This is a genomic window from Streptomyces sp. NBC_00631 (assembly GCF_045206895.1).
Taxonomy (GTDB): Bacteria; Actinomycetota; Actinomycetes; order Streptomycetales; family Streptomycetaceae; genus Streptomyces.
This window is the reverse complement of record NZ_CP107734.1, coordinates 10,349,338-10,368,145: the sequence shown is the minus strand read 5'-3', so window position 1 is coordinate 10,368,145 and position 18,808 is coordinate 10,349,338. Positions and strand designations below refer to the sequence as shown.

Annotated in this window: 18 protein-coding genes; 6 read left to right on the top strand and 12 right to left on the bottom strand. The window is 70.8% G+C overall.

Going from position 1 to position 18,808, the window contains the following annotated elements; translation table 11 throughout:
- Positions 1 to 366: 366 nt before the first annotated feature.
- The 6 genes from OHB00_RS46760 to OHB00_RS46735 form a co-directional block, all read right to left on the bottom strand.
- Positions 367 to 1,314, bottom strand: coding sequence for an SDR family NAD(P)-dependent oxidoreductase (locus OHB00_RS46760; protein WP_406444538.1), 948 nt, complete (start codon positions 1,312 to 1,314; stop codon positions 367 to 369).
- 103 nt (positions 1,315 to 1,417) lie between these two features.
- A complete protein-coding gene (locus OHB00_RS46755) occupies positions 1,418 to 2,656 on the bottom strand; it encodes a cytochrome P450 (RefSeq protein ID WP_406444536.1) in 1,239 nt (412 codons plus the stop codon).
- A gap of 49 nt (positions 2,657 to 2,705) precedes the next feature.
- A complete protein-coding gene (locus OHB00_RS46750; protein WP_266423071.1) occupies positions 2,706 to 2,900 on the bottom strand; it encodes a ferredoxin in 195 nt (64 codons plus the stop codon).
- A gap of 17 nt (positions 2,901 to 2,917) precedes the next feature.
- Complete coding sequence (locus OHB00_RS46745) at positions 2,918 to 4,108, bottom strand: NAD(P)/FAD-dependent oxidoreductase (RefSeq protein ID WP_406444533.1); 1,191 nt, start codon at positions 4,106 to 4,108, stop codon at positions 2,918 to 2,920.
- 238 nt (positions 4,109 to 4,346) lie between these two features.
- A complete protein-coding gene (locus OHB00_RS46740) occupies positions 4,347 to 5,087 on the bottom strand; it encodes an SDR family NAD(P)-dependent oxidoreductase (RefSeq protein WP_406444531.1) in 741 nt (246 codons plus the stop codon).
- A gap of 61 nt (positions 5,088 to 5,148) precedes the next feature.
- Entirely contained in the window at positions 5,149 to 5,565 is a 417-nt protein-coding gene (locus OHB00_RS46735) for a carboxymuconolactone decarboxylase family protein (RefSeq protein WP_406444529.1), read from the bottom strand.
- 275 nt (positions 5,566 to 5,840) lie between these two features.
- Here OHB00_RS46735 and OHB00_RS46730 point away from each other — a divergent pair, with 275 nt between their 5' ends.
- Complete coding sequence (locus OHB00_RS46730; RefSeq protein WP_406444527.1) at positions 5,841 to 7,508, top strand: flavin-containing monooxygenase; 1,668 nt, start codon at positions 5,841 to 5,843, stop codon at positions 7,506 to 7,508.
- A gap of 85 nt (positions 7,509 to 7,593) precedes the next feature.
- Here OHB00_RS46730 and OHB00_RS46725 read toward each other — a convergent pair whose 3' ends face one another.
- Together OHB00_RS46725 and OHB00_RS46720 are read right to left on the bottom strand one after the other, a co-directional pair.
- Positions 7,594 to 7,986 carry a nuclear transport factor 2 family protein gene (locus OHB00_RS46725; RefSeq protein WP_406444525.1) on the bottom strand — a complete coding sequence of 131 codons (393 nt, stop codon included), beginning with the start codon at positions 7,984 to 7,986 and terminating at the stop codon, positions 7,594 to 7,596.
- Between the two features lie 50 nt (positions 7,987 to 8,036).
- Complete coding sequence (locus OHB00_RS46720) at positions 8,037 to 8,435, bottom strand: nuclear transport factor 2 family protein (RefSeq protein WP_406444523.1); 399 nt, start codon at positions 8,433 to 8,435, stop codon at positions 8,037 to 8,039.
- A gap of 167 nt (positions 8,436 to 8,602) precedes the next feature.
- On the opposite strand from OHB00_RS46720, the gene OHB00_RS46715 reads away from it, so the two are divergent.
- Positions 8,603 to 9,649, top strand: coding sequence for a cyclase family protein (locus OHB00_RS46715; protein ID WP_406444521.1), 1,047 nt, complete (start codon positions 8,603 to 8,605; stop codon positions 9,647 to 9,649).
- 142 nt (positions 9,650 to 9,791) lie between these two features.
- On the opposite strand, the gene OHB00_RS46710 is transcribed toward OHB00_RS46715, so the two are convergent.
- Positions 9,792 to 11,777 (bottom strand): pyruvate dehydrogenase complex E1 component subunit beta, encoded by a 1,986-nt coding sequence (locus tag OHB00_RS46710; protein ID WP_406444519.1) that lies wholly within the window; start codon positions 11,775 to 11,777, stop codon positions 9,792 to 9,794.
- 190 nt (positions 11,778 to 11,967) lie between these two features.
- On the opposite strand from OHB00_RS46710, the gene OHB00_RS46705 reads away from it, so the two are divergent.
- Positions 11,968 to 12,675 (top strand): TetR/AcrR family transcriptional regulator, encoded by a 708-nt coding sequence (locus tag OHB00_RS46705; RefSeq protein ID WP_406444517.1) that lies wholly within the window; start codon positions 11,968 to 11,970, stop codon positions 12,673 to 12,675.
- 43 nt (positions 12,676 to 12,718) lie between these two features.
- Here OHB00_RS46705 and OHB00_RS46700 read toward each other — a convergent pair whose 3' ends face one another.
- The 3 genes from OHB00_RS46700 to OHB00_RS46690 all read right to left on the bottom strand — a co-directional run bounded on the left by OHB00_RS46700 (position 12,719) and on the right by OHB00_RS46690 (position 15,891).
- A complete protein-coding gene (locus OHB00_RS46700; RefSeq protein WP_406444515.1) occupies positions 12,719 to 13,882 on the bottom strand; it encodes an acyl-CoA dehydrogenase family protein in 1,164 nt (387 codons plus the stop codon).
- Complete coding sequence (locus tag OHB00_RS46695) at positions 13,879 to 14,934, bottom strand: 2,3-butanediol dehydrogenase (protein ID WP_406444513.1); 1,056 nt, start codon at positions 14,932 to 14,934, stop codon at positions 13,879 to 13,881. Before OHB00_RS46695 ends, OHB00_RS46700 begins: the two co-directional genes overlap by 4 nt.
- Before the next feature lie 165 nt (positions 14,935 to 15,099).
- The gene (locus tag OHB00_RS46690; RefSeq protein WP_406444511.1) at positions 15,100 to 15,891 is read right to left on the bottom strand and encodes an enoyl-CoA hydratase/isomerase family protein; all 792 of its coding nucleotides are present in this window, start codon (positions 15,889 to 15,891) and stop codon (positions 15,100 to 15,102) included.
- Positions 15,892 to 16,114: 223 nt separating this feature from the next.
- Between OHB00_RS46690 and OHB00_RS46685 the strand changes: the two genes are divergently transcribed.
- The 3 genes from OHB00_RS46685 to OHB00_RS46675 all read left to right on the top strand — a co-directional run bounded on the left by OHB00_RS46685 (position 16,115) and on the right by OHB00_RS46675 (position 18,781).
- Positions 16,115 to 17,644 carry an acyl-CoA synthetase gene (locus tag OHB00_RS46685; RefSeq protein ID WP_406444509.1) on the top strand — a complete coding sequence of 510 codons (1,530 nt, stop codon included), beginning with the start codon at positions 16,115 to 16,117 and terminating at the stop codon, positions 17,642 to 17,644.
- A gap of 3 nt (positions 17,645 to 17,647) precedes the next feature.
- Entirely contained in the window at positions 17,648 to 18,418 is a 771-nt protein-coding gene (locus OHB00_RS46680) for an SDR family NAD(P)-dependent oxidoreductase (RefSeq protein WP_406444507.1), read from the top strand.
- Positions 18,419 to 18,577: 159 nt separating this feature from the next.
- Positions 18,578 to 18,781 carry a cold-shock protein gene (locus OHB00_RS46675; protein WP_406444505.1) on the top strand — a complete coding sequence of 68 codons (204 nt, stop codon included), beginning with the start codon at positions 18,578 to 18,580 and terminating at the stop codon, positions 18,779 to 18,781.
- Positions 18,782 to 18,808 lie beyond the last annotated feature (27 nt).

Sequence of the window (18,808 nt, the reverse complement as noted above, 5' to 3'; positions counted from 1 at the left end):
GCGCGGGAAGCCGCCGCGGACAGACACGGCCTGATGCGCCTTGCCGGAGGGGAGATCGGACGGCACAGCGGTGAGCGGGCCGATCCGGGTCGCCGACGAATCTCGTCGGCCCGTGGGAAGTGCGGGGACACGCCGGTAGGGACGTCGCGGCTGCGGCGCCGCCCGGCTTCGCACGTAACGTAGACCTAACGGTCGGTACAATCAATCCTCCGGACCGGAGAAATTCGACGAGACGGAAACTTCCGAGCCAACACAGAGAAATGCCGTGCGAACAACAAAGTTCGCACGGCATCGAAAGAGATCATAAAGGATCAGAAAAGCGCAGAAAGCCGGTGTCAGCAGAACGTCACCGGGCGGCGGCGTGGCTCACGCGTCCACGGCCCCCGCCCCGAGCTGCCCGAGCTGGTGCTTGAGGAAGGCCCCCGACCACGCCATCAGGTCGGAGGGGACGTAGTAGCCCTTCTCGTCGTTGACGGCCTCCCAGTTCGCGGCCACGTCCTCGACCGAGGCCACGTCACCGCCCGGGTGGGTGTAGCCCTCCGTGGAGGCGAGGAACAGGCGCGCGAAGCGGCCCGCGCCGGCGGTGTAGATCTCGCCGCTGACCGGGCAGCTCTCGTGCGCGAGGTAGGCGACCATGGGCGCCACGGCGTCGGACGGCATGTACGGCATGCCCGGGGCGGCCTCGGCCGGTTCCTCCTCGGGGCCGCCGCCCATCCGGGTCATCGCGGCCGGCGCGATCAGGTTGACCTTGATGTTGTGCGGCTCGCCGGCCAGCTTCGCGCTGCGGGCCATGCCGACCGTGCCGGCCTTGGCGGCCGCGTAGGACAAATTGTTGTCCATGCCGAACATGCCGCTGGAGGTGGTCAGGACGACCCGGCCGTACCGTTGCTCCACGAAGTGCGGCCAGGCGGCGCGCATCGTGTTGAACGAGCCCACGAGGTGCACGGCGAGGTGGCGCTGGAGGTTCTCCGCGTCGATGTCGGGCAGGCCCGCGTACCGGATGATCCCGGCGTTGTTGACCAGGATGTCGATGCGGCCGAAGTGCTCGATCGCGGTGTCGATGATGGCCTGGCCGCCGGTCTCGGTGGAGACGTCGTGGGTGTCGGCGACGGCCTCGCCGCCCGCCGCCGTGATCTCGTCGACGGCCTGCTGCGCGGGACCGGCGTCCGAGCCGTCGCCCTCCATGGAGCCGCCCAGGTCGTTGACGACGACCTTCGCCCCGCGCGCCGCCAGGAGACGGGCATGGGCCCGGCCGATGCCACGACCCGCGCCGGTGACCACGGCGACGCGTCCTTCGAAGCTCAACTTGCTCATGCCTGACTCCTGTTGTGCGGAGGTTGCGTGCGGGATACGGAACGCCGGTCCCGTCCGGGCGGCCGGAACCGGCGGTTGGTGCGAGGCCTTGCCGGCGCCCCGGCTACCAGGTGACCGGCAGCTCGCTGATGCCGAAGGCGAGCGCGTCGGACGGCCGGAAGTCCAGTTCGTCCCGGTCGACGGCGAGGCGCAGGGTCGGGATGCGCCGGTAGAGGGTGCCGTAGACGACCTGGAGTTCGATCCGGGCGAGCTGCTGGCCGAGACACTGGTGGATGCCCCAGCCGAAGGCGTGGTGATGGCGGGAGTCCCGGGTGAGATCGAGCTTCTCCGGCTCGGGGAACGCCTGCGGGTCCCAGTTGCCGGCGGGCAGCGGCACGACGATGCCGTCCCCGGCCTTGATCTCGGCGCCCTCGAACTCGAAGTCCTCGGCGGCGATCCGGCGCTGACCGAACTGGGCGACGGTCAGATAGCGCAGGATCTCCTCGACGGCGGGCGCCGCGTCCCTGGTGTCCTCGATCTCCCGCAGCCTGGCCAGTTGCTCGGGATTGTCCATGAGCAGCGCCGTACCCACCGTGATCATGGTCGCGCTGGTCTCGTGACCGGCGATCAGCAGGATCATGGAGAGCAGGGTCGCCTCGGGAAGGGTGAGGTCGCCGTCCTTGATGCGCGCGGCGAAGTCCGAGAGCACGTCCTCGCCGGGCTCCGCCATCTTCTTCTGGAGGAGTGCCGCCAGGTAGCCGCCCAGCGCCTCGTTGGCGCGGTTCTGCTCCTCGGTGGTCTTGTCGCTGCGGGTGGCGAAGGACGCGTGCTCGTGGAAGAACTCGTGGTCGGAGTACGGCACTCCGAGCAACGCGCAGATCATCAGCGAGGGCAGCGGGAGCGACAGCGCGTGCACCAGGTCCACCGGTTTGGGGCCCGCGAGCATCTTGTCGATGAGGTCGTCGGTGATCCGCTGGATCTCCGGGCGCAGCGCCTCCATCCGGGGGCGGGTGAAGGGCCGCGTCATCATGCGGCGGATCCGCGTGTGGTCGGCGCCGTCCGCGTTGAAGATGGTGAGCGGGTGGAGGTGCGCCGTCTCCGCCATCGCCCGGTTCGGGTAGGGGAACCCGGCCTGCTTGTCGTCCGAACTGACCCGGGGGTCGGACAGGATGGCGCGCTGCGCTGCATGTCCGGTGACCAGCCAGGGGGTGCTGCCGTCCCAGATCCGGCCCCGCGAGACCGGGCCGGTCTCGTTCAGGGCGCGCAGTCCGGGTGGCGGGGCGAAGGGGCACTTGGCGTCCCGGTCGTCCTGGTAGTGGTAGACCTGCTCGTCGGGGGCGGTTCGGGCCTCTGCCTCGGCCATGGGTTCTCCTACGGTGATGGGGTGGGGGGAAGGAGCCGGTCCGGGACGGCTACTCCTCGATGCGGATGGCCAGCGCCGGGCAGACCGCGGCCGCGTTGCGGACCTCGTCGGCCAGTTCCGCCGGCGGGTTCTCGTTGAGCACGACGACGATGCCGTCGTCCTCGCGCTGGTCGAACACGTCCATGGCGGCGGCCACGCACTGTCCGGCCGCGACGCACTTCTCCTCGTCGACGACAACCTTCATGGGTTTCTCCAGATCGCTCAGGGGGTGGGGGTGGGGGCCCGGAAGGCGTCGACGATCTCCTGTCGGCGCATCCGGGCCTGCTTGGGCATGTTCCAGCCGAGGACGCCGGTGACGACGCCGTCCAGCCGGTACCGGGCGACGAAGCGCCGGGCCGTCAGGTCGCCCTCGACGACGTCCACTTCGGCCTCGGGCGGCAGGAAGCCGTGCACCTGGAGCTTGGCGTCGAACTGGTCCGTCCAGAAGTACGGGACCGGCGTGTACGGCCGGTCATCGCCGAGGATCGCCGCGGCCACCGCCATGGCCTGTTCGGTGGCGTTCGTACGGTTCTCCAGGCGGACCGGACGGCCGAGCCGCTCGTGGTGCCAGCGGGCCACGTCGCCGACGGCGTAGACGCCGTCCGCGGCCCGGCAACGGGCGTCGCAGACCACGCCGTTGTCCAGGCTCAGTCCGCTGTCCGCGAGCCAGTCCGTCGCCGGGGTGGCGCCGATGGCGACGACGACCACGTCGGCCGGCAGCGTCTCGCCGCCGCCGAGCCGTACGCCCGCCACCCGGCCCGCGCCGTCGTCGGTGAGCCCGGTGACGCCGTTGCCCAGGCGCAGCCGGACGCCGCGTTCGGCGTGCAGGCCGGCGAGGACGCCGGAGACCAGCGGGCCCACCTGCAGGGCCATGGGCGCGTCGAGGGGGCCGGTCAGGGTGACGTCCAGGCCGAGCTTGCAGGCGGTGGCCGCGATCTCGGAGCCGAGGACGCCTTCGCCGACGACCACCAGCCGTCGGCCGGCCAGCAGGTCCCCCCGCAGGGCCAGTGCGTCGTCGAGGGTGCGCAGCACGTGCACCCCGGCGAGCGCGTCCTGACCGGGCAGCCGCCGCGCTCGTACGCCGGTGGCGATCACGACGGCGTCGGCGGTCGACTCACGGCCGGAGTCGGTGCGCACGGTGCGGGTCGCCGGGTCCAGCGCGACGGCCGGGTCGCCGAGCACGAACTCGGCATCCAGCGCCGACAGGACGTCCTCGGTGCGCAGCGCCGCCCGGTCGGGTTCCCACTCCCCGGCGAGCACCTGCTTGGACAGCGGGGGCCGGTCGTACGGTACGTGCGGCTCGTCGCCGAGCACCGTGAGGGCGCCGGTGTACCCCTTGCGCCGCAGCGCCTCCGCGGTGGTCAGTCCGGACGCGGAGGCGCCCACCACCAGCACGCGGTCGGGGGCCGTCATGCGAGCACCTCGCCGGCCGTGTTCCCCCTGGTGATGCCGTCGATCGTCATGCGTGACTCCGTTTGGGTCTTTGGTGCGGTTCCGTCTCTGAAAAATAGACCGACCGGTCGCCATAATCAATTCGGTCCGCATAAGGACGCGGCCCCCGGCCTCCGGTCGAGGCCTCGCGCGAAGGGCGGCGCCCGGCCCGCGAGGCCCGACGAACACCGCGAACGCTCCGGTGGCGGAGCGGCGACGCTCAGAGCAGGTAGCGTCCGCCGTTGGCGCTGAGGCTCTGGCCGGTCACGTAACCGGCCTCCTCGGAGGCGAGGTAGGCCACCGCGTAGGCGATGTCCTCGGGCTGCCCGGCCCGCTTCATGGGCATGGTCGCCGCGGCCGCCTCGACGTCGACCGGGCCCTCGCGCACCAGCGGGGTGTCGATGAAGCCCGGCGGGACGTGGTTGACGGTGATGCCCTTGTCGGCGTACTCGATCGCGAGGGCCCGGGTGAGGCCGATGACGCCACCCTTGGAGGCCGCGTAGTGGGCCATGGCGGGGGCGCCGGTCTGCGCGGACGAGGACGAGATGTTGACGATCCGCCCCCAGCCGGCCGCCAGCATGTCCGGCACCAGTTCCCTGGTGACCAGGAACGGCCCCTTGAGGTTGATGCCGATCATGCGGTCCCAGGCGGCCTCGGTGATGCCGGTGAAGGGTATGTAGGCGGTGGTCCCGGCGTTGTTGACGAGGATCGTGACGGGGCCCAGCTCCTCGCGGGTCCGGGCCGCCGCGGCGGCGACGGCCGTGGCGTCGGCGGCGTCGCCGGCCACGGCGATCGCCGTGCCGCCCGCCTCCTGGATCTCGGCCACGGTCTTCTCCGCGCCTTCGGCGTTCAGGTCCCAGACGGCGACCGCCGCGCCGCGCGAGGCGAGGACGACCGCGATCGCCCGTCCGATTCCGCGGGCGCCGCCGGTGACGACCGCGACCTTTCCTTGCAGGGTCATGCGTGCTCCTTGTGTGCCTGGTGCGGGAGGTGTGCCTGGCGCGGATGCCGTACGGCGCCCGTCACTCGCCCAGCGCCTCGCGCGCCGCGGTGCGGGCCCCCACCGCGCGGGGGAAGCCCGCGTAGCCGGCGGAGTGGTAGATGACCTCGGCGATCTCGTCCTTGGTCAGTCCGTTGGTCAGTGCGACCCGGACGTGCGTCTTCAGCTCGGTCTCGGCACCCAGCGCGATCAGGAGGCCGAGGGTGACCAGGCTGCGATCCCGGGGTGCGAGCCCCTCGCGGGCCCAAATCGCGCCCCAGACGCTGGTCAGACCGATGTCGACCAGTTCCTCCCCGAGACGGCCGTCCCGGAGGTCGACCTCTCCCTCCGGGAAGACGCCGGGCAGGGCCGCGCGCATGGCCTTCCAGCCGGCGGCTCGCAGATCGGCGGTGGTCCCGGACCCCGCCGCGGTGGGTTCCTGGACGTCCTCGGTCGTCATGTGCGACTCCTCTGCCACGACATTGTGCGGTTCGCCTGAGCGAAAGTTAATTCAAACGGTCGGTACAATCAATCCATCACGCCGATCCGGTCGTCCGCACCGCGGACCGAGCCCACCGCGCGGCGAGATCCCCGGGGGAGCCGAAAACCCGCGACCCCAGACCATTGATCGGGCCCACCCCCTCCCCTACGCTCGGCCTGAATATTCGACCGACTGGTCGAAACATCATTCAAGGCGCACGCGGGAGCAGCGGCCCCTGTCACGTTGGAGGGCAGATGAGCGAATCGACGAAGGCGCCGGAAGCGGCGCCCGGCGCGCACGCACAGGCACCGGAGCAGGGCGCCGGCGTCGTCGACGTACTGGTGATCGGCGCCGGTGTCACCGGCATCTACCAGCTCTACCGGGCCCGCGAGGCCGGCTTCTCGGCGCAGCTGATCGAGGCCGGCACCGGTGTGGGCGGCACCTGGTACTGGAACCGCTACCCCCAGGCCCGCTTCGACTCCGAGAGCTACACCTACGGCTACCTGTTCTCCAAGGAGCTGTGGGAGGAGTGGGAGTGGTCGGAGCACTTCGCCGGCCAGCCGGAGATCGAGCGGTACTTCAACCACGTGGTCGACCGGTTCGACCTGCGCCGGCACATCTCCTTCGGCGCCAAGGTGACCTCGGCCGTCTGGGACGAGCCGTCGGGCACCTGGACCGTCCGGACGGAGGACGGCACGGAACGCCGGGCGCGCTTCGTGGTCGCGGCGACCGGCATCCTCTCGGTGCCGTTCATCCCGGACATCCCCGGGCGTGCGGACTTCCGCGGCGAGCAGCACCACACCGGACGGTGGCCGAAGACGCCGGTGGACTTCGCCGGCAAGCGGGTGGCCCAGATCGGCACCGGTTCCAGCGGGGTGCAGATCGTCCCGGCGATCGCCGACGAGGTGGCCTCCATCACGGTGTACCAGAAGGTCGCCGACTGGCTCACGCCGCTGAACAACCGGCCGATCACACCCGAGGAGCAGGCGGACCTGAAGGCCAGCTTCGAGTCCATCCGCGACACGCTGAACACCTCGGTGAGCGGGTTCCTGCACCAGATCACCATGCGCTCGGGTCTGGAGGACACTCCGGAGCAACGGCAGGAGTTCTACGAGCAGAAGTGGAACAGCCCCGGCTTCACCAAGCTCTCCGAGCACTACTACGACATGACCACCAACCCCACGGTCAACCAGGAGTTCTGCGAGTTCATCGCCGCCAAGATCCGTTCCATCGTCAAGGATCCGGCGACGGCCGAGAAGCTCATCCCCAAGGGGCACGGCTACGGCGGCCGGCGGCCCCCGTTCGGCACCGGCTACTACGAGGCGTACAACAAGCCGAACGTCCACCTCGTCGACATCAACGAGACGCCGATCATCCGCATCACCGAGACCGGCATCGAGACCTCGGAGGGCGTGCACGAGGTCGACATCATCATCTGGGCCACCGGCTACGACTTCGGCACCGGCGCCCTGAACCGGCTGGGCGTGCAGGGCCGCGACGGGCTCCCGCTCAAGGAGTACTGGGCGGACGGTCCGTCGACGTACCTCGGCGTCGTGACCGCCGGCTTCCCGAACTTCTTCTTCCCCGGCGGACCGCACGGCGCGCTCGGCAACAACCCGCGCTACTCCGGCGACCAGGTCGACTACGTGATGGACGTGCTCGCGCACGCGCGCGACCACGGCCACGACGTCGTCGCGGTCACCGCGGCCGCGGAGGAGGAGTGGACGAACCTGGTCAACGGCAGCGAGAGCCAGTCCTCCTTCCTCAAGAGCAGTTACTTCTACGGGGCGAACATCCCGGGCAAGGCGATCAAGCAGCTGCTGAACCCGACCGGCCGGTGGAAGCTCCAGGAGCTGATCAACGAGTCCGTCGCGAACGGCTTCCCCGCGTTCTCCTTCGCCAAGGCGGAGCAGCGGGGCTGAACACACCGGCGCCCGTGCCGCTGGTCCCGTCATGTGACGGGACCAGCGGCACGGGCGCTCGGTCGTGCCGGGTTGTTCGGCCCGGTTACTTGAAGGACGTGATCCGCTTGCGGAACTTCCACGCCCCGTCCACGAGGACCACCGTGTCCTCGTAGCTGCCGACGAGCTGGACGGCCCAGCCCTCTTCTCCGCGGGCGAAGAACACCAGGTTGCTGGTGGCCGTCACCTCCTCGCCGGGGGGTGAGGTGAGGATGGTGTTGCCGACGAGGTGCAGTTGCGGGGTCTGCGGCTTGAAGGCGCCGTAGGTCTCGCGGATCGTCTCACGGCCCGCGAAGGTGCCCTGACCGGCGATCTCGGAGACGCCGTCCTCCGTGAACAGGTCGGCGACGCTGCCGGCGTCGCCCGCGTCGACGGCGTGCGCGTAGGCCGCGATGACGGACTGCACGCCGGCCAGGGCGGCTTCGGTGGAGATGGTCATGTGTCTTCTTCTCTCAGCAGTGGCGGAAGAGTTGGAACGGACGGGGCGGTCTACGCCTGGAAGGTGGTCACGCGCCGCTGGATCAGCCAGGTGCCGTCGACGTGCCGCAGGGTGTCCTCGTAGTGGCCGACGACCTGCGGCGCCCAGCCCGAATCGCCCCGCAGGTGGAAGACGACGTCGCTGGACGCGGTCGCCTCGTCGGGCCCGGAGGCGGTGACGACGGTGTTGCCCACGAGGTGCAGCTGCGGCTGCGTGGGAGCCCAGCCCTTGAAGGTCTCGCGCAGGGCGTCGTGCCCCTGCACCGGGTCCATGCCCGGCAGCTCCAGGATCCCGTCGGGCGCGTACAGCGCGACGATGTCGTCGGTGCGGCCGGCGTCCTGGGCCTGGGTGTGCGCGCCGATCACGGCACGGACCCCGGCCGCGACCCACACCTGTGTGGATTCGCTCATTGCCCCTCCAAGTGCTAGACGTTTCGACCAGTCAGTCTATTGATCCTCGCAGGCGATATGAAGTCCTGAATTGCAAGCTGTCAGACTTGTTGACCGATCGGTACATTGCAAATAGCATGCGGCCACGACCGTCGACGGGGACCGTCGTCTAAGGAGGCGTTTTTATCGTGACGAAGCGTTGGAAGCAGCGGCCGCCGGGATCGACGTGGGGCGATTTCGGCGAGGACGACGAACTCGGGCGCATCAACCTGCTGACCGCCGAGAAGGTGCTCCAGGGCGTGCGCGAGGTGGAGCACGGGGTCACCTTCAGCCTGAGCCTGCCGCTGGACTACCCCGGCGGCACCGCTCTGAACCAGCGGCGGTACCCGCCGATCCTGAAGCCCACCGAGGACCTCGCGCACAACCAGGACGTCTTCTACAACGTCGTCGCGCGCGACCAGATCGACCCGTCCCTGATCGACGTCTGGTCCGACGACGTGGTGACCCTCTGGCTGCAGTACTCCACCCAGTGGGACTCCCTCGCCCACCAGGGCGCCGAGTTCGACGCCGACGGCGACGGCGAGGCCGAGCCGGTCTACTACAACGGCTTCCGCCCCGGCACCGACCTGGTGGGACCTCAGGAGGACGCCAAGGGCGACGGCAGCGGAAGCGTCAGCTTCGCCCGCCACCTCGGCCTGGAGAAGATGGCCGAGCACGGCGTCCAGGGCCGCGGTGTCCTCATCGACATCGCGCACCACCTGGGCACCGGTTACCAGGCCGTCAGCTACAAGCAGCTCCAGGAGATCATGGCCGCGGACAACGTGACCGTGGAGCCCGGAGACATGGTGCTGCTGCACACCGGTTTCGCCACCCAGGTGCTCGCCTGGAACAAGAACCCGGACCCGGTGGCGATCCACCAGACCGCCGCGTACCTCGACGCGGACGACCCGGACATCCTCAAGTGGATCGCCGACTCGCAGATGTCGGCGCTGATCTCCGACAACTACGCGGTCGAGGGTGTGGGCGTCACACAGGCCCAGGGCCGCCACACCCTGCTCCCCATCCACCACCTGTGCCTGTTCAAGCTGGGCGTCCCGCTCGGCGAGCTGTGGTACCTGCACGACCTGGCGGCGTGGCTGCGCGAGCACAACCGCAGCCGCTTCCTGCTCACCGCTCCCCCGCTGAACCTGCCCGGCACCCAGGGCAGTCCGCTGACCCCGGTCGCGACCGTCTGATCCACGGTCACGACCGGACCGCCGCCGGCCCGTGAATGGTCCTGCCGATCAGGTCGGGCCGGCGGCGGACACCACGAAGGGGTGCGCCCCCGGGATCCGGTCCCGGGGGCGCACCCCTTCGGCGTACCGTCACGCGGTCCGGTCACACCGCCGCGATCCGCCGCACCGTGGCGGCGATGGTGTCCCGCGAGGGCAGCCACAGCCGTTCCAGCGCGGGGCTGTAGGGGGCCGGCATCGGCGGCGGGGCGACGCGCGTGACGGGCGCGTCCAGGTGCCAGAAGCCCTCGTCGACGGCGAGCGCCGACAGTTCGGCGCCGACGCCGAAGTCCCGTACCGCCTCGTGGGCGATGACCAGCCGGTTGGTCTTGGCGAGGGAGGCGAGGACGGTCTCGCGGTCCAGCGGGGCGATCGTGCGCAGGTCGATCACCTCGACGCTCACGCCCTCGGCCGCCAGCAGCTCCGCGGCGGCCAGCGAGTCCTGGACCATCCGCGACCAGGAGACCAGCGTGATGTCGGTGCCCTCCCGGACGACCTTGGCCCGGCCCAGCGGGACGAGGTGGTCGGCCGGCGGGCGGGGTCCCTTGAAGCCGTACTGGAGGCGGTTCTCCACGAAGACCACCGGGTTGGGGTCCTGGATGGCGGCGCGCAGCAGGCCGTAGGTGTCGGCCGGGTTGGCGGGCATCACGACGGTCAGCCCGGGGATGTGCGCGAGCAGCGCCTCCAGGGACTGGGAATGCTGGCTGCCTGAGGAGCGGCCCGCGCCGAACTGGGTGCGCACGACGAGGGGCATGGCGGCCCGGCCGCCGGTCATGAAACGCAGCTTCGCGGCCTGGTTGAGCAGCATGTCCAGGCAGACGCCGATGAAGTCCATGTACATGACCTCGACGACCGGCTTCATGCCGGCCATGGCCGCTCCCACCGCCGTGCCGAGGATCGCGCTCTCGCTGATGGGGGTGTCGCGTACCCGGCCCGGGAAGGCCTGGGCCAGACCGCGGGTGAGGCCGAAGACGTTGCCGCCCGCGCCGACGTCGATGCCGGCGACGAACACGTCCGGGTCGGCGGTGAGTTCGTGCTCCAGGGCGAGGCGTACGGCGTCCATCGTGCGGAAGACCTCCCCCTCGGCGGGGGCGGGCTCCGGTACGGCGGGACGCGGGGCGGAGACGAAGTCGTACAGCGTCTCGGGGGCCGGTTCCGGCAGGCTGCGGGCCCACTCCACGGCCGCCTCGATCTCCTTGTCGATCTCCTCGTCGACGGCGTCCACGAGGGCCGTCGCCACCCCGGCCGCCGCCAGGTGCCGGCGCGCGATGACCAGGGGGTCGCGTTCCTTGGCGGCCGCGACCTCCTCGGCGGCGCGGTAGCGCTCGGGGTCGCCTTCGTAGTGGCCGTGCCAGCGGTAGGTCTCGGCCTCCACCAGGACGGGTCCGCCGCCCGCCCGCAGCCGTGCCACCACGTCCGTCATCAGCGTCTTCACCGCGAGTACGTCGTTGCCGTCGGCGTGCTCGTAGCCGATGCCGTACCCGGCGGCGCGGGCGGCGAGGGTGGCGCGGTGCTGTTCGGCGGCCGGCGAGAACTCGGAGTAGTGGTTGTTCTCGCAGAGGAAGACGACCGGCAGGTCCCATACGGCGGCCAGGTTGACGGCCTCGTGGAACATGCCCTGGGCGACCGCGCCGTCCCCGAAGAACGCCACCACGACGTCGCCCCGGCCACGCAGCTTGGCGGCCGTGGCGACTCCCCCGGCGATCGGCAGTCCGGCGCCGACGATGCCGTTGGCGCCGTAGATGCCGAGGCCGGGGTCGGCGATGTGCATCGAGCCGCCGCGGCCCCGGTTGGTACCGGCGTCCTTGCCCATGAGCTCGGCCATCATCGGGGCCGCGTCCAGGCCCTTGGCCAGGACGTGGCCGTGGCCGCGGTGCGTGGAGGTGATGCCGTCGCGCTCGGTGAGGGGCCAGCACGCGCCGACGGCACTGGCCTCCTGCCCGATGGACAGATGCAGGAAGCCGGGTATCTCCGTCGCCTTGTACAGATCGGACGCCCGCTCCTCGAAGCGCCGGATGCGCCGCATGCGGCGGTACATTTCCAGGAGGTCGTCCGTCGGGGCGGAGCCGGTGTGCTGGGGTACCTGGGTCATGCGCGTCCTCGCAATGCTCACGCAGACGGCCGGGCCGTCTGTATTCCGTGTTTTAATGTACCGTTTGGTCTAGCAAACTGGAACGACACCATGGAGTCCGCTTCCCCCGGATGTGCCGAAGGCTGTTCGACGCGGGCCCGGGAGCCTGTTTCAATCCACACGTCGTCACATCACGCGGGGAGAGGAATCCATGCCACGTCCGCCGGGCCATGGACCGGGTTTCGAGGTCAGACGCCAGAAGATCATCGACATCGCGGCCTCGCTGTTCGCACAGCAGGGGTACGCGGCGACCTCCATCAACGACCTGGGTCGCGCGGTCGGGCTCGCCAAGGGAGCGCTGTACTACTACATCGGCTCCAAGGAGAACCTGCTGGTCGAGATCCAGTCCCGGGTGATGGGGCCGCTGCTCGCCCGTGCCCGCCAGATCGCGGACCTCGACGAGGAGCCCCTGCTTCGGCTGCGGCTGCTGTCGGAGTCGCTGCTGACGATCATCTTCCGGCGGCTCGACCACATCTGGGTCTACGAGCACGACTACCGCAGTCTCAGCGGCGACGAGCTCAAGACCCTGCTCGGGCAGCGCTCCGACTTCGAGGAGCTGATCTCCGGGCTGCTCTCGGAGGCCATGGAACAGGGCGTCTTCCGGCAGACGTCGCCGCGCCTCGCCACCCTGCAGTTCCTGAACCTGCACAACCACACCTACCAATGGGTGCGGCCGGAGGGGCAGTGGGACGCGCCGTTCCTGTCCCGGGAGTACTGCGCGACCCTGTTCCGCGGGTTCGGCGCGCCGGACCACGCCCTGCCGAGGGTCGAGGACCAGGCCGAGGCGTTCAAGCGCGAGCGGCCCGGTCTTCCGCTCGACCCCGAGGCCGAGTGGGAGCAGGTCCCCGCCGCCGGCTGACGGACGGTCCCGCGGTGTACGTCCGCACACCGCGGGAGCCTGCTCACGCCTCGCCGACCAGCGCCCTGGCGATGACATTGCGCTGGATCTCGTTGGTGCCCTCGCCGATCTCCAGGATCTTGGCGTCGGCGTAGAAGCGGGAGATCTCCGACTCCCGGACGTAACCGTAGCCGCCGTGTATCTGCACGGCCTGGGAGGCGGCCCGGTTGGCGACCTCGGAGGCGTAGAGCTTGGCCATGGCGGACGCGGTGCTGTGCGGGCGCCCCTGGTCGGCGAGCCAGGCGGCCCGGTAGACCAGGCAGCGGGCGGCCTCCAGCTCGGTGCCCATGTCGGCGATCTTGTGGCCGACGGCCTGGAAGTCCGACAGCGGGCGGCCGAACTGGTGCCGTTCGGTGGCGTGTTTGACGGCCAGGCCGAGCGCGGCCTTCGCCAGGGACAGGCCGAGCGCGGCGACGCTGATGCGGCCCTTGTCGAGGACGGAGAGGAACTGACGCAGGCCGCCGCCCTCCTCACCGATCAGGTGGTCGTCGGGCACGAAGCAGCCGTCGAAGACCAGTTCACGGGTGTCCATGGCGTGCCAGCCGAGCTTCTTCAACTTGTGGCCTACGGTGTAGCCGGGGGTGCCGGTCGGGACGTAGAAGGTCGCGTACCGCTTGCGTCCCTCGTCGCTGCGGCCGGTCACGGCGAGGATGGTGACGCCCTGGCTGATGTCGGTACCGGCGTTGGTGATGAACATCTTGGTGCCGTTGATCACCCAGCCGCCGTCCGCCCGGCGGGCGGTGGTGGCGATGCCGGCCGCGTCGGAACCGGCCTCCGGTTCGGTCAGGCCGAAGGCGCCGATGGCCTCGCCGGCCGCCAGCGGGGCCAGCCAGCGGTGCTTCTGCTCCTCGGTGCCGTAGGCGAGCAGCGGCAGCGTGGCGATGGTCGAGTGGGCGTTCCAGGAGGAGGCCACCGACTGGTCCGCGGCGCCGAGTTCCTCCATCACGGCCACGTACGTGACCATGTCGGAGCCGGCGCCGCCGTACTCCTCGGGCACCAGCATGCCCATCAGGCCGAGTTCACCGAGCTTGGTGAAGACCTGGGTCGGGAACTCCTCGTTCTCCGACCACTGGGCCGCGTGCGGCGCGATCTCCTTGGCCGCGAACTCACGGACCATCTCCTTGAGGGCGACGGTCTCCTCGGGCAGGTCGAAATCCATGTCGGTCATCCCTTCGGGGTCAGCAGAACCTTGAGGTGGCGGGCCCGGTCGGCGGCCAGGTCCGCGAAGACCCCGGCTCCCGCGGAGAGCGGAAATCGCCCGGTGACCAGTGCCGAGGCGTCCAGGCGCCCGGTGCTCATCAGGTCGATCACGCGGGGAATGTCGAAGTTGTAGCCGAGCGTGCCGAGCACGGAACGCTCGTAGAAGACGAGCTGCCCCATGTCGAACTCGACGCTGCCGTGGCCGACTCCGGCGAGCACGACCCGGCCGCCGCGCCGGACGGTGGCGACGGCCTGGGCGGCGAGCCGGGGTACGCCGGTCGCGTCGATGACGGCGTCCGGGCCGATCCGGCCGGTGCGCAGGAACACCTCGCGGCGCACGTCGGTCTCCGACGGGTCGAAGGCCTCGGTGACGCCGATGCCGAGCAGCATCTCCCGGCGCTCCTTGAGGGGCTCGCTCACATAGAGGCCGGCCGCCCCGGCGATCCGGGCCGCGAGGACGACGGCGACGCCGATGGGTCCGCCGCCGACGACCAGGACGTTGTCGCCGGGCCGCACCCCGGCACGGGTCACCGCGTGCAGACCGACGGCCAGCGGTTCGGCGACCGCCGCCATCTCGTCGGTGACGTTGTCCGGCAGCCGGGTCAGCCCGGCGATCGGTACGGCGACGCGGTCGGCGAAGCCGCCGGGCGAGGCGAGGCCGACGGAGCCGCTGCTGGGGCAGATGTGGTACTCGCCGCGCGCGCACCAGAAACACACACCGCAGCGCCAGACGGGGTCGGCGGTCACCCGGTCACCGACCGCGATGCCTGGCACCTCGGTGCCGAGGGCGACCACGGTGCCGCTGAGTTCGTGGCCGAGGGCGAGCGGCGGCTCGGCGCCGGTGAGCGGGTGCGGGCCGGTGCGGATCATGTGCGGGCCCTCCAGGAACTCGTGCAGGTCGGTGCCGCAGACTCCGCACCAGGCGACCTCCACGACCGCCTCGTGCGGGCCGGGCTCGGGAGGGTCGGGGACCTCCTCCAGGCGGAGGTCCCGTGCGCCGTGCCAGCGCAGTGCCTTCATGGGCGGCACCCCTTTCGTTCGTCGTACGGCATTGGCGCCGCGTGCATGCGCCGGTGATGTGGTGGTGTCGGCTGCGGCGCCGGGGGCTGGTCGCGCAGTTCCTCCCCCAGCCTTCGGCCGGGGGTACCCCCAGCGCCCCTTCGGGGGCGCGACAGCGCAGCTCAGTTAGGGGCGCTCCTGTGTCGTGTCTCCGAAGCGGGCCCGCCCTGGGCCGTGGTCCAGGAAGGACTGGATGCCGGTGGCTGCGTCGGCGGTGCCGAACACGCCGGTGAACAGGGCGCGTTCGAGGCTGAGGCCGGTGGCGAGGGCCGTGTCCGCGCCGTGGTCGACCGCTTCCTTGATCGCCTCCAGGGCCGCGGCCGGTCCCTCGGCGAGCCGGCGGGCGTAGTCCAGCGCGGTGTCGAGGACCCGGGCGGCCGGGACCACCTCGTCCACGAGCCCGAGCCGCAGCGCCTCCTCGGCGTCCACCCGGCGGCCGGTCATCAGGAGGTTCTTCGCGCGGGACGGGCCGATCAGGCGGGTGAGCCGCTGAGTGCCGCCCGAGCCCGGCATGATGCCGAGCTGAACCTCGGGCTGGCCGAGGAGCGCGTCGTCGGCCGCCACCCGGTAGTCGGCGGCGAGAGCCAGTTCCAGACCTCCGCCGAGGGCGTAGCCGGTGACGGCCGCGACGACCGGCATCGGCAGCCGCGCGACTTCGTCGAAGGTCCGCTGCAGGGCGCGGTTCCAGCCCCGGACCTCCTCGGGGCCCATCGCGGCCAGTGCCTTCACGTCCGCGCCGGCCGCGAACAGGCGCTCTCCGCCGTAGAGCACCACGGCTCGCACGCCGGGGGTGTCGGCGAGCTCGCGGACGCAGGCGGAGAGCTCCTGCCGCTGGACGGAGTCGAAGGCGTTCATCGGCGGGTTGTCCAGGCGGACCGTGACGACCGGCCCGTCGAGGTCGAAGCGGATGCGTGGCACAGGCACCTCCTCGTCGGCTCCAGCACATCCCGCCGGTTCCGGCACCGGCAGGCGCGGGAGCGCTTGTCGAGGCCTTCGTACCGTCGTAAAGTGCGGAAACAGTTTTATAGACCAAGGGGTACACTAAATCTTCGGTGCGGGCAACCGACCGGTCGGGACCCAGGTTGCCCTTGAGCCGGGGCAGCCACGGTCGTCGTCGAACACCACACAGTGAGAGTGAGCCGTGCACAATTTCGCGAGCATCCTCGACTACCACCTGACCCAGCGGCCCGACGCCGTGGCGGTCGCCCAGGAGGGTCAGAGCCTGACGGTTCGTCAGCTGCACGAACGGGTCGGCCAGTTGGCCGCCGGACTAATCGAACTCGGCATCCGGCGCGGCGATGTCGTCGCCCTCCTCCTCTACAACCGGCCGGAGTTCCTGGAGCTGGTCTACGCGGCGAGCCGGATCGGCGCCGTGTTCCTGCCGCTCAACTACCGGCTCTCCGAGGAGGAGTGGCAGTACATCCTGGGCCACGCCCAGGCCAGGGCCGTCATCGCCGAGCCGGAGTTCGTGCCGGCGATGGAGCGCAGTGCCGGCTGCCTGACGGACCTGGAGCACCGGATCCTGGTCGGCGGCACGCCCGAGGGGTCCTGGCGGAGCTACGAGGCGCTGCTCGACGGCCACCGGGGCGCCCGCGTGGATCCGGTGGACGTGGGCACGGAGGACCTGCAGCGCCTGATGTACACCTCCGGCACCACCTCACGGCCCAAGGGCGTGCGCATCACCTACGGGAACCTGCAGGCGAAGAACCTCGCGCACATCGTGCACTTCGGGCTCACCGCGGCCGACACCACCCTGGTGTGCGGCCCGCTCTACCACGTCGGCGGTCTCGACATGCCCGGCCTGGCGACCCTCTACGCGGGCGGCGCCGTGGTGCTCCAGCGCAGGTTCGACCCGGCGGGGGTCCTGGAGTCGATCCCGAGGCACCGCGTCACCAACCTGTGGCTGGCGCCCGCCATGGTCAACGCGGTCCTGGAGGTCCCCGACCGCGACAGCTACGACACCACCTCGGTCCGCTTCATCCTGGGCGGCGGCGAGAAGACCCCCGAGCCGGTGCTGCGCCGCATCATGACCGCGTTCCCCAACGCCTGGTACGCCGACGCCTACGGCCTGACCGAGACCGTCTCCGGCGACACCTTCCTGGACCGTGACCACGCCCTGACCAAACTGGGCTCGGTCGGCCGCCCGGTGCCGCACACCCGGGTCAGGATCGTCGACGACGAGGGCGCGGAGGCACCGGCCGGCGAACTCGGCGAGATCACCCTGCGCGGCCCGAAGGTCTTCGCCGGTTACTGGCGGGACGAACAGGCCACCGCCGCCGCCCTGCGGAACGGCTGGTTCCACACCGGGGACATCGGCCACCTCGACGCGGACGGCTTCCTCTACATCGACGACCGCAAGAAGGACATGATCGTCTCCGGCGGCGAGAACATCGCCACGCCCGAGGTGGAACGGGTGCTGTACGAGCACCCCGCCGTCCTGGAGGCGGCCGTGGTCGGACTGACGCATCCCCGCTGGGGCGAGGTCCCGCGCGCGTTCGTGGTGCTGCGGCCGGACGCGAAGGCCGGGGCCGAGGAACTCCGCGAGTTCTGCCGCGCCCGGCTGGCCAGGTTCAAGGTGCCGGCCCGCTTCGACTTCGTCGCCGAACTGCCCCGCACGCCCTCGGGCAAGGTCCTCAAGCGGACACTGCGCGACGTCCCCGCGGAGGGCTGAACCATGGCCGACGTGAACACCGAACTGCGCCTCGACGGCAGGACCGCCTGGGTCACGGGCGCCGGAAAGGGGCTGGGGCGCGCCATCGCCGTCGCCCTCTCCCAGGCCGGCGCCACCGTCGCCGTGACCGCGCGTACCGCCTCCGATCTGGAGACCCTGGAAACCGAACTCACCGACCACGGCGGCAAGGTGCTGGTGCTGCCCGGATCGGTCGCCGACCCGGCCGCCGTGCGCGAGACGGTCGAGCGCATCGCCGAACGGACGGGCCGGCTGGACGTACTGGTCAACTGCGCCGGGATCAGCCCGCACTTCACCCGCAGCGAGAAGGTCACCGACAAGGACTGGCGGCAGGTCGTCGACGTGAACCTGGACGGCACCTTCTACTGCTGCCGCGAGGCCGGCAAGGTGATGCTGGAGCAGCGCTCGGGTTCGATCGTCAACGTCTCGTCCGTGCACGCCGTCACCGGCTTCGAGCGCATCGCCGCCTACGCCGCGAGCAAGGGCGGGGTGGAGGCCCTGACCCGGGCGCTGGCCGTGGAGTGGGCCGATCGCGGGGTCCGGGTCAACACCCTCGCCCCCGGTTACTTCCACACCGACCTCAGCTCCGGACTGCTGGACAGCCGCTGGGGCGAGCGGATCGTCCGCGGGACTCCGCTGGGCCGGGTGGGCGACGCCACGGAACTGGGCGGCGCCGCGGTGTTCCTCGCCTCGGACGCCTCCCGCTTCGTCACCGGTACCACTCTCACCGTGGACGGGGGCTGGACGGCCTGGTGACCGGCCTCGCCGACGGGCGGTGCACACGCTCCGACCGTCACAGGATTCCCACCATCCGGGTGATTGTGACCCACCGGGGTTTGCCGTCTCGGCGTGAGGGGAGGAATCGTCGCGGTCCGCGACGATTCGGGTCGTGGCAATGAGACAAGGGAAACAGGCATGGCTCAGGGCAGCGTCAAGTGGTTCAACGCGGAGAAGGGGTTCGGGTTCATCGAGCAGGACGGCGGCGGCCCTGACGTGTTCGTGCACTACTCGGAGGTCCAGGGCAGCGGCTACCGGAGCCTGGACGAGGGCCAGCGCGTCGAGTTCGACATCGGGCAGGGTGCGAAGGGCCCGCAGGCGCAGCAGGTCAGGGCGCTCTAGTGCCGTGACCGCGAGGTCCGTCGGGTG

What these genes read in the sequence shown, in the direction of transcription:
- OHB00_RS46705 (WP_406444517.1), top strand. Translation starts at nt 11,968, where the DNA reads ATGCCACGTCCGCCGGGCCATGGACCGGGTTTCGAGGTCAGACGCCAG.
- OHB00_RS46745 (WP_406444533.1), bottom strand. Translation starts at nt 4,108, where the DNA reads ATGACGGCCCCCGACCGCGTGCTGGTGGTGGGCGCCTCCGCGTCCGGA.
- OHB00_RS46675 (WP_406444505.1), top strand. Translation starts at nt 18,578, where the DNA reads ATGGCTCAGGGCAGCGTCAAGTGGTTCAACGCGGAGAAGGGGTTCGGG.
- OHB00_RS46735 (WP_406444529.1), bottom strand. Translation starts at nt 5,565, where the DNA reads ATGACGACCGAGGACGTCCAGGAACCCACCGCGGCGGGGTCCGGGACC.
- OHB00_RS46725 (WP_406444525.1), bottom strand. Translation starts at nt 7,986, where the DNA reads ATGACCATCTCCACCGAAGCCGCCCTGGCCGGCGTGCAGTCCGTCATC.
- OHB00_RS46755 (WP_406444536.1), bottom strand. Translation starts at nt 2,656, where the DNA reads ATGGCCGAGGCAGAGGCCCGAACCGCCCCCGACGAGCAGGTCTACCAC.
- OHB00_RS46710 (WP_406444519.1), bottom strand. Translation starts at nt 11,777, where the DNA reads ATGACCCAGGTACCCCAGCACACCGGCTCCGCCCCGACGGACGACCTC.
- OHB00_RS46680 (WP_406444507.1), top strand. Translation starts at nt 17,648, where the DNA reads ATGGCCGACGTGAACACCGAACTGCGCCTCGACGGCAGGACCGCCTGG.
- OHB00_RS46720 (WP_406444523.1), bottom strand. Translation starts at nt 8,435, where the DNA reads ATGAGCGAATCCACACAGGTGTGGGTCGCGGCCGGGGTCCGTGCCGTG.
- OHB00_RS46750 (WP_266423071.1), bottom strand. Translation starts at nt 2,900, where the DNA reads ATGAAGGTTGTCGTCGACGAGGAGAAGTGCGTCGCGGCCGGACAGTGC.
- OHB00_RS46740 (WP_406444531.1), bottom strand. Translation starts at nt 5,087, where the DNA reads ATGACCCTGCAAGGAAAGGTCGCGGTCGTCACCGGCGGCGCCCGCGGA.
- OHB00_RS46730 (WP_406444527.1), top strand. Translation starts at nt 5,841, where the DNA reads ATGAGCGAATCGACGAAGGCGCCGGAAGCGGCGCCCGGCGCGCACGCA.
- OHB00_RS46760 (WP_406444538.1), bottom strand. Translation starts at nt 1,314, where the DNA reads ATGAGCAAGTTGAGCTTCGAAGGACGCGTCGCCGTGGTCACCGGCGCG.
- OHB00_RS46700 (WP_406444515.1), bottom strand. Translation starts at nt 13,882, where the DNA reads ATGACCGACATGGATTTCGACCTGCCCGAGGAGACCGTCGCCCTCAAG.
- OHB00_RS46695 (WP_406444513.1), bottom strand. Translation starts at nt 14,934, where the DNA reads ATGAAGGCACTGCGCTGGCACGGCGCACGGGACCTCCGCCTGGAGGAG.